This window comes from Bacteroidales bacterium, from assembly GCA_018334875.1.
GTDB lineage: Bacteria > Bacteroidota > Bacteroidia > Bacteroidales > UBA12077 > JAGXLC01.
The window spans coordinates 1-8,976 of sequence record JAGXLC010000163.1; the positions used below are offsets into that span (position 1 = coordinate 1).

Genomic DNA, 8,976 nt, shown 5'->3' on the forward strand with positions numbered 1-8,976 from the left:
AAGAACCTGAGCCTTCCTTTTGCTCCTGCAGCAAAATTCCACCGTTCATTTGGCCGGGAAGTATAGTCGATTTTCACGATTCCCGTATGTTGAACCGGGCGTAAGGTATTGTCAATGTTTTCAGAAAAAGACATTGTAGAGCTGTCTATGCTGTAACGGGTAGTATTTCTGGCATTCAGATTGTAATAGCTGACATCCAGTGTGAGTTCGTTGCTTTTGTTGAACAAATGTTTATAATAGAGAGAAGAAAAGGTCAGGTAATTGAGGTCTGTATCTGCTTTATGGGCACTCCAGTATTCATTATCCATGGCTGTGCCGTTGGCCTTCAGCATGACATCACCGTCATGTTCGTTTGAATAGGGATTGAAATATCCATAAAAGTTAAGCTGATTCTTTTCATTTAAATGATAATCTATTCCTGCATGGAAGCGGTGCGACCAGTTATTTTGCCTGACATTCCTTACAGAAGTGACGCTTGTGTTCTGTGATGGCTTGTTCATCAGGCGTACATCGTTTTGGATGATATTGAAATTACTCAGCTCACCGTTGTAAGAGGTGTAAAAATTGAACTTTTTTGTGCCATAGTTTATGCTGTAATTTGGAAAGAGGTAAACTTCCGACTTTGAATTTGGGATTTCCCCGTAGATCTGTCCGTTAAAACCCGTTTTTTTCTCTTTCAATATCACGTTGATCACCCCATCGACATCCGCATCGTAACCTGCATCTGGCACCTGCATCACTTCAATCTTATCGATCTGCTCTGCACTAAGTTGATTCAGATAGCTGATATCTCTTTCCTTATTATCAACCAACACAACAATCTTCTGGCTGCCGGCCAGGGAAACATGGTGCATCATATCTACCTGTACCCCCGGAATGTGCTTAATGGCATCCAGACCGGAATAGGAAGCTGCCTGTATTTTTTTGTTCATGAAAAAGGTGGTCTTTCCTTTTTCATCTTTTGCCCTGATGCGCTCCCCATATACAATGAGTTTTTCCAGCCTCACCGATTTTTCTTCCAGGAGAAGGGTTCCGGCTTGATACAGTGCCTTGCCGCAGGGCTTTACATCTACTTCTACAGGCTTATAGCTCGTATGGCTGATTTTAAGATAATAATTTCCTTTCTCTCCTGTTTTCAGTTTCCATTCACCGTCAAAATCAGTTGTTGTGCCCGTAATCAGGGTCGAATCCTGTGCCTGATAAAGAACTACAGTGGCATAAGGTATGCCCTCTCCGGTTGACTGGCTTTTTATTATCCCTTCCATGTGTTTTGTTTGCTGGCCATATGCAAGGATGCTCAGCAGGCTGCCACCAAGCAGCATCGTTGTTTTTTTTGAAATTCCATTCATGTTTTTTGATTTTAAGTTTCACATTTCTTTCGATGCAAAGAATGTGAACATCCCGTTATAAAGCAATTTTCCGGGATACATGGTAAGGTTTTGTTACCAGTGACAAATTTTTCTGTCCCGAAGGATGCCGTTTGTTACGAATGGAAATATTTTGGTATGAATGGTAAGGATCTCTCAGGAATGGTACCGGTCAATTTGGTCATTAAAAGCTTTAACCTTTTGTCGGGCGACGGATATGGATGCTTCTGTATTTTCAAGTTTTAAACGATATCCGGAGGCATTGCCCTTCTTCTGGCGGATCTTTTTCAGGTTGACCAGAAACGCCCGGTGGGTTCTGAAAATATAGGGTATATTGGCCAATTGTTCTTCAATGTCACCGATCGAATTGCGTATCACCTTTTTTTTGACTTGTTCCTCCAAAGTGAGATAAAAATTCACATAATTGCTGTCTGATTCGGCATACAGAAATTGGGAGGGGTAAAAGCTCAGCTTTTCCTTTTTCAGCCTGGATTGTATATGGATCATTTCTTCTTCCGGGAAAGCTTCGGCATCCCCTTCCGGGCTGGTCCGGTATGTGTAAGTATGCTGGTTGAGCCAATGATGATAGGCGAGGGCTGTAAAAAAAGTAAACGGGATGATCCCTATCAGAAAGGCATGAGTCAATGAATCGAGAAAGGTGGCCAGGTTCCACCTTTCAGCCGGTGGTTCTAGCAGAAAAGCTGCCAGGTAGATAACCAGTCCAAGGCCCAGAAGGATCAATAAAATTGAGGTAACTTCTTTTAAGAAGGTCCATTTGCTTTTGTCAGAGAAAATCCCTGTGTGTTTGATGAGATTGACAAAGCCAAAAACAGCCGCAGCAGCGATCAGGCAGTATATGGCCATGGTCGCTGTATAGCTTAGGCCCATAGATTCGTGGGTGCTTAAGGGTTTGTAGAGAACGACAAAAATGAAAAAGAACAGGGCAATGATCAAGCTTCCGGTCAGAGGCTTCCTGAGGATATAATTTTGTGGAAATTCATTTGTGAGCCAGGTATGGAAAAGTTTGTTCATTGCTTACTGGTTGTATTATAAGGATGCTTAAAAAGTAATTGTATAACCGAAAAAATCAATATTTAAATAAATTCAAAATATTTTCCTATATACTTCTCTCATTCAGTTTTTATACTTTCAGCTTAGATTTCATGATGCGGGTTAACTGCAATATTATTTCATCAATTATATCCATCTATTGATTTATTATACAAAGACCTATTTTATGGAGTAATCAATTTGTGTCCTTCGTTTATAATTATTGGTTTCAAAACATAACCTTCCATGAACTATTGCAGGATGAATATTTACTTTCCTGGCAAAGTTTTTAATTTTTACATCAGTAAAATTACTGGTATGATAAAAAAATTGATTCCATTTGTCTTGAGGAATCAGACTTTCCTGTGCAAATTTATTTGCCTCGTTCTCCTCATCTTTCTTTCTGGTTTGAGATATTAAATCTTCTTTAAGATCGATAAATTCTGCTTTTCTATCTGTCAACAGATGTTTAAAAATGTGTCCCAACTCATGAAAAAGCGTAAAAGTAAAATTATCTATGCGTTTGTGGCGCAAGGTCATACCTATTGCCGGATTTTGTCTTCTCCAAAAACTGATGCCATCAACAGGGGTTTTCTCCCCTTTCTCCTGGTATATCATTACAATTCCAAAGGATAATAAGGTTTCTTTAATCCTTTGTTGGGTATTCCAATTCTCATTAATAATATCAATCAGTTTTTTGATCAGTTTTTTTCTTTTTTCTTTGTTAAAGGTATCGACCTTTTCCTTTTTTGCTCTGTATTCTACAAGCTTCACCCAACCAATTAAATTCACAGGATTAACATTTAATTTTTCTGATTTTCTGAAACGGGAAAACCTTGGTTGTGAATAAATATCATCTAATTCATTTAATTTATAAATATTATATATGTTTTTTACAGATTGGATGTCTTCCAAAGGATCCCCTGTTAAATATTTTTGTTTTCGTAAAAATTTTACTGCAATTTTATCCTTATATTTATCCCATTCTTCGATAGCATTTTCCCTTTTCTGTAGCTTTTTATTCACTTTTGCTTTATCCAGTTCATATTGCTTTTGAGCATTAATCCAGTAATCTGCATCAATACCCAGAACTTTTTCAAGAAGTATAGCTACATCGGCTGTAATATTTCTTTTCCCTTTGATAATTTCATTTATCTGGCTTCGTTTCATGCCTAATTTCCCGGCAAGTTCTGCCTGTGAAATATTACGGGCTTCCAGTTCATCTTTAAGATCTTCTCCCGGATGAAATGCTTGTTCAGGAGTTAATTCATTAATGGTGTTGCTAGTTTTCATAATGTTTGCTGATTTCTTCGAGTTCTATAATTTCTATCTCATAAGGTGGCTCATTTGCCGGTATTTCAGTAAAAATAAGACGATATTGTTTGTTAATCCTAACTGAACTTTTTCCTTTCAGTTTGCCTGAAAGCTTTTCATAGTTCAAACTTTTAAACTGATAAAGCTGTTCAATTCTGGTTGCCTTAATCAGTTTGCTGACGGTTTTTTGGTATTGGCTCACCAATTTTGGGTCAGATCTAAATCTTTTATCTCTTACTTTTTTCCCACAATATAAATCAGCCAGGTATTGCTTCTTATATTTTATTTTCATTACAAAATTAAAACATTTTTATTGTGTTCACAAATCTGTGAACACAATAAATCAAAATCGAATTTTGAAATCCAAAATACTTATTATTTCATTGACGGCAAAATATCTTTGATGGAGAATGATCAACATTTTTTTTAGTACATTACCGGTCAAATTCTTGCTTTTTTTGGCAAAACTTGCCCGGTAATGTACTGTAATAACATTGGTTTTAATCAGTCTTTACCGTTTCTAAAAAATCTATTTCATCAGTTTTTTAAAATATCTCTTGCGCTGTTAAAATATCTTCTCGAAGTGATCGATCCTTTTATCCCGGTAAGATACTGTAGAATTAATACGGTTTTTTTAGGTGTTATGCGGAATATAACTTTTATTAAGACATACCGTATCAAAGAATAAAATGAGATGTTGCAGGAATAGCCATTTTTTGTTGTTTATGGATTTTTTTTAAAGTCATCTATAATGGATACCAAGGCATCACTATTATTGTTTTTATTTTGTTTTTTCATGGTTTTTCCCTTTCCTGGCTCTGCCAATTCAAACGAAAGCAGCTTATTACCGAGGAATGCAAAGTTCCGGAATTACAGTTTGGATGATGGATTGGTTGGGGTCACGGTTACTGATATATACCAGGATCATCAGGGTTTTATCTGGCTAGCCACAGATAACGGTTTAAGCCGCTTTGACGGTTATGAATTCAGGAATTATCAACCTAAGCCGGATGATCCCGGATCATTACATTCGGGTTATATTCGCAGTATTTACGAAGATCATCAGAACCTATTATGGATAGGCACAAATAGAACCCTTGAACGATTTAACAGGCACAATGAAGAATTTGAACTCATGTTCACAGTTCCGGATGATGAGGTATATGTGAGTAAGATGTATGAAGATACAGAACATAATTTATGGATTGGTACCCATTCCCACGGTTTATTGAGATATAAACCCCGTAAGGATACGGTTGTCTCTTCTGAGGTCAATTCATGGTATGCCGATGATATTCAGGTAATATATGATATTACTGAAGACGATGAGGGATATTTATGGCTGGCAACTACCAACGGGATTTATAAATTGGATATAGAAAATCACACGAGTGAACATTTTTCTCATGATCCTGGCAACCCGAATACGATTCCTTCAAATAATGTATATGATCTGGAGATAGACTATGATCAAACCATTTGGATTGCCACTTATGGATCGGGTATTTGCAATTACGATCCGGTTAAAAACAGTTTTACAAGGTATAAAAGCTCTTCCTCAGCAGGTTCTTTGAGCAGCGACCTGGTGCGCTCCCTGTTGGTCGATTCTCAAGGTCATCTATGGGTAATTTCTGAATCGGGTCTTGATTTGTTTCAAAGAGAGAAACAAACTTTCCGAAATTATCATCATATTGATAACAACCCCAATTCGTTAGTCAATAATAAATTGTGGTGCATTTATGAAGACCGCCAGCAAAATATTTGGCTTGGCCATTATCTGGATGGTGTTAGTTTTAGTGATTTCAATACCAATAAACCGTTTTATAACTTGTCTGCAAAATCTTACCCTGTGACTTTGAATAATAAATATGTCAATGATATTATCAGGGACCATCAGGGAAAGGTTTGGATTGGTACTGACGGGGGTGGCATCAATGTTTTTGATGAATCAAAAGACGAAGTTCAAACGATGCGTTATAGTCAAGATCCCCGATCTACCAATGTTATCTTAGATTTTCTAAAACACAGCAATGGCAACATTTATTTGGGCACCTATCTGGATGGTTTGTTCAGGTATAAACCTAAAACCGGAACAATGACCGGGTATAAGCATTCTGAAAATGTAAGCGGGGCCAGCCAAAGAAATGATGTCAGAGATATGGCCGAAGATGAAAGTGGGAATATCTGGACTGTTACATACGGTGGAGGGGTAAATGTGTTTGATCCAAAGCAGGGAACTTTTATAGAGCATTATGGTCAATTTGTTACAGATACACAAAAGAAAATAAATAGTAGCTGGTTATTTTCAATCTACATTGATTCAGATAATATTGTATGGCTTGGTTCAGTGGAAGGCCTGACCCGGTTAGATCCCGCAACTGAAAGCATACATTATAAATCCGGTATTAGTGGTTTGGAGTCAAACACTGTTTATTATATTACTTCCGACCGGAATGGAAAACTTCTTCTCGCAACGAATAAGGGACTGTGTATTTACGAGCGGGAGAATGATTCGGTTAAATGGCTTAAAAAAAAGCACGGCCTGGCTCATAATGTTATTCGATCTGTAGCCGTGGATAAGGAGAACAATTACTGGATAACTACATTTAAGGGATTGTCAAAATATTTAACAGAAAAAGAAGAATTTATCAATTTTTATGAGCCAGAAGGGATATCAGGAAATCAATTTCAGATAGGGGCGAGCTATCTCTCGGAGCAAGGTAGGATGTATCTTGGCACTACAGAAGGGATGACTTACTTTTCCCCCCAGGAGATCACGATAGATTCTTTAGTGCCCTCTGTTCATTTTACCAGTCTTAAGATTTTCAATCGTCAGGTTAAGCCCGGTGATACATTGGATGGGACAGAGATTATGAGTGAAGCTATATCGGAGACTGATACGGTATTTATGAATTACCAACACCGGATGTTTACCCTTGGCTTTGCAGCCCTGGATTATACCTCCCCCGAAAAGGTTCGCTACAAGTATAAGCTGGAGGGATTTGATGAAACATGGATTAAGGCTGATGCCCATAATCGGGTAGCTACCTATACAAATCTTGATCCCGGCACTTACACATTTAAAGTTTTAGCCACCAACAGCGACGGGATATGGGCTTCTCATCCTACAACCCTTACAATTGATATTACCCCTCCTTTCTGGTTGACGCTTTGGTTTAAGATTCTCATTGTTGCCTTTTTTATTCTGTTGTTGACAGGGATTTACTATTACCGGGTTCGTCAGATCAAACGTTTAAACGAAAAATTAGCGCGACAGGTAGAAGCCAGAACCAGTGAAATCCGCCAGAAAAATGAGCAGTTGCAGAAGCAGGCAGCGGAATTAAATGAAATTAATGCAGCCCTTGAAGAGCGACAAAACCAGATAGAGGAGCAGGATAAAGAACTAAAGTCCCAGCGGGATCAGTTAAAAGAAGCCAATGAGGAGTTAAGAAAATCGAATACCACCAAAGACCGGTTTTTCTCCATTGTGGCCCATGATCTGAAAAATCCTGTAAACAGTCTTCTTGGTTTTTCCTCCTTTTTTAAACAGAGGTTTGATAAACTTAATGATGAAAGGAAATATGAGTATATTGACCATCTTCATTTTGCCAGCCGGCAACTTTATAATTTGCTGGAGAATTTATTAACATGGGCTAAGAACCAACAGGGACAATTTGAGTTTCATCCCCGGGCTGTTAATTTTCAGAATATTCTTGAAGAATCTCTTAAGCTGATAAAGAGCCGTATTAACGAGAAGAACATTGAAGTAGTTCGTAAGACGATACCCGATCTTCAGGTATATGGTGATTTTAATATGCTTTACGCAGTTATCAGGAACCTGCTATCCAACGCGGTGAAGTTCACTCCTGAAAATGGAGAAGTTACTATAGAAACAATCATGGAAGGAGAAGACCATGTACGCATAGCTGTGTCCGATACGGGGATGGGTATACCTGATGAGGTAAGGGAGAACCTTTTCCGCGTTGATGGCAATATAAGTCGAAAGGGCACTGATGGAGAGAAAGGCTCAGGTTTGGGTCTGATCATCTGCAAAGAGTTTTTGGAAAAACATGATCGGGAATTATTCATTGAAACCGGGGAAAATCAGGGTACCACATTTTATTTCTATTTACCTGTAGCCGGAGCTTAGTTTTGTTTTTGATATCGTACAAATCGATGTTTTTTGAAAAATCCAAATATTTCCTGACTCAATTTATTATACATTCAAAATTTCGGAAAAAATCGGGAATGTACCCCCAGTAGTTTGGAAAGCTTAGATAGTAAAGAGCCTATTTTCAACCTGTGTTAAAGATTTCTTTGTTGTAGGTGTTTTTTTCAGTATAACTCATCGGTAAATTTTTGTTGATAATTAATTGTAACCTAAATTTCTAAATTGAACTTTTGTTTCAAAGATTCTTATTTACCAAAGGCTATTTTGAAATTAATAGCCTTTATATTTCATACTTGGTTACTTTTTTGGCTTCATTTCGGCAATATTATTTTTAAACATTCTAAATAATTTGGTTTTCAATTGACTATCAGACATACTCCTCCCCTTTCAATAAGTAGATTGTCAATTTGTTAGTCCTTTTATCCTTTATGCTGCATCTTGAAGCCTGTCAAATTCTATCCAGTTGTATTTATAGTAATAGTCAGCATACATTTTGGATTTTTGAGCCTCCAGTGCTTTGATCCGTTTTTGCATAAGCGATTGTAATTGTTCCTTGTTGGCCTGATGCTTTTTGGTTAGCTCCTTTTCTTCTTTTTCCGCTTTTGCAGGATCCTGTTTATAATGTTCTTTTAGCTGTCGGGTCTGCTTCTGAAACTCCATGTCCAGCTTCATTATTTTTTGGTTGTACCGGCTTTTGGTGGTTTCAATTTCTTTGGACAACCGGTTGATTTTACCGGCCAGTTCTCTGTCCGATAAAGATTCACGGGATTTTGTATTTTCTGTTTTTTGTTGAATGGATTCGTTTTCCAGAACCGTTCCGGGGAGATCTTGTGTATTGTCAAACTTGTTTCTTCTGGTATCGCTCGTTTGAAAATACCGGCTGGCTCCTTCCCCTTTTTTAACCCACTTCAGATTCGATACAGCATTGTTCCTTTTGTTTCCGTCTATATGGATCACTTCCGTTTTGTTTTCAGGATCATCGTTGTGGAGCAGTTCTTCAGCAACAAGTTTGTGAATGTATCGGACATATTGCTTGCCATCCACCGTCAACACCACCGTGTCATAACCATTAAT

General features: G+C 37.8%; 6 protein-coding genes. 1 reads left to right on the forward strand and 5 read right to left on the reverse strand.

Annotated features, from left to right (window positions below; translation table 11 throughout):
- From KGY70_12820 to KGY70_12835, 4 genes are all read right to left on the reverse strand, one after another.
- The coding region (locus KGY70_12820; protein ID MBS3776068.1) for a carboxypeptidase-like regulatory domain-containing protein at positions 1-1,349 on the reverse strand (1,349 nt) is incomplete at its 3' end.
- Positions 1,350-1,523: 174 nt separating this feature from the next.
- Positions 1,524-2,399 carry a LytTR family transcriptional regulator DNA-binding domain-containing protein gene (locus KGY70_12825; GenBank protein ID MBS3776069.1) on the reverse strand — a complete coding sequence of 292 codons (876 nt, stop codon included), beginning with the start codon at positions 2,397-2,399 and terminating at the stop codon, positions 1,524-1,526.
- Between the two features lie 198 nt (positions 2,400-2,597).
- Positions 2,598-3,710: a HigA family addiction module antidote protein gene (locus KGY70_12830; GenBank protein ID MBS3776070.1), complete on the reverse strand. Its 1,113-nt coding sequence runs from the start codon at positions 3,708-3,710 to the stop codon at positions 2,598-2,600.
- Entirely contained in the window at positions 3,700-4,023 is a 324-nt protein-coding gene (locus KGY70_12835) for a type II toxin-antitoxin system RelE/ParE family toxin (protein MBS3776071.1), read from the reverse strand. Before KGY70_12835 ends, KGY70_12830 begins: the two co-directional genes overlap by 11 nt.
- Before the next feature lie 585 nt (positions 4,024-4,608).
- Here KGY70_12835 and KGY70_12840 point away from each other — a divergent pair.
- A complete protein-coding gene (locus KGY70_12840; GenBank protein MBS3776072.1) occupies positions 4,609-7,881 on the forward strand; it encodes a hypothetical protein in 3,273 nt (1,090 codons plus the stop codon).
- Between the two features lie 447 nt (positions 7,882-8,328).
- Here KGY70_12840 and KGY70_12845 read toward each other — a convergent pair.
- On the reverse strand, positions 8,329-8,976 hold a 648-nt coding region (locus KGY70_12845), incomplete at its 5' end, for an HNH endonuclease (GenBank protein MBS3776073.1).

What these genes read in the sequence shown, in the direction of transcription:
- KGY70_12825 (MBS3776069.1), bottom strand. Translation starts at nt 2,399, where the DNA reads ATGAACAAACTTTTCCATACCTGGCTCACAAATGAATTTCCACAAAAT.
- KGY70_12835 (MBS3776071.1), bottom strand. Translation starts at nt 4,023, where the DNA reads ATGAAAATAAAATATAAGAAGCAATACCTGGCTGATTTATATTGTGGG.
- KGY70_12830 (MBS3776070.1), bottom strand. Translation starts at nt 3,710, where the DNA reads ATGAAAACTAGCAACACCATTAATGAATTAACTCCTGAACAAGCATTT.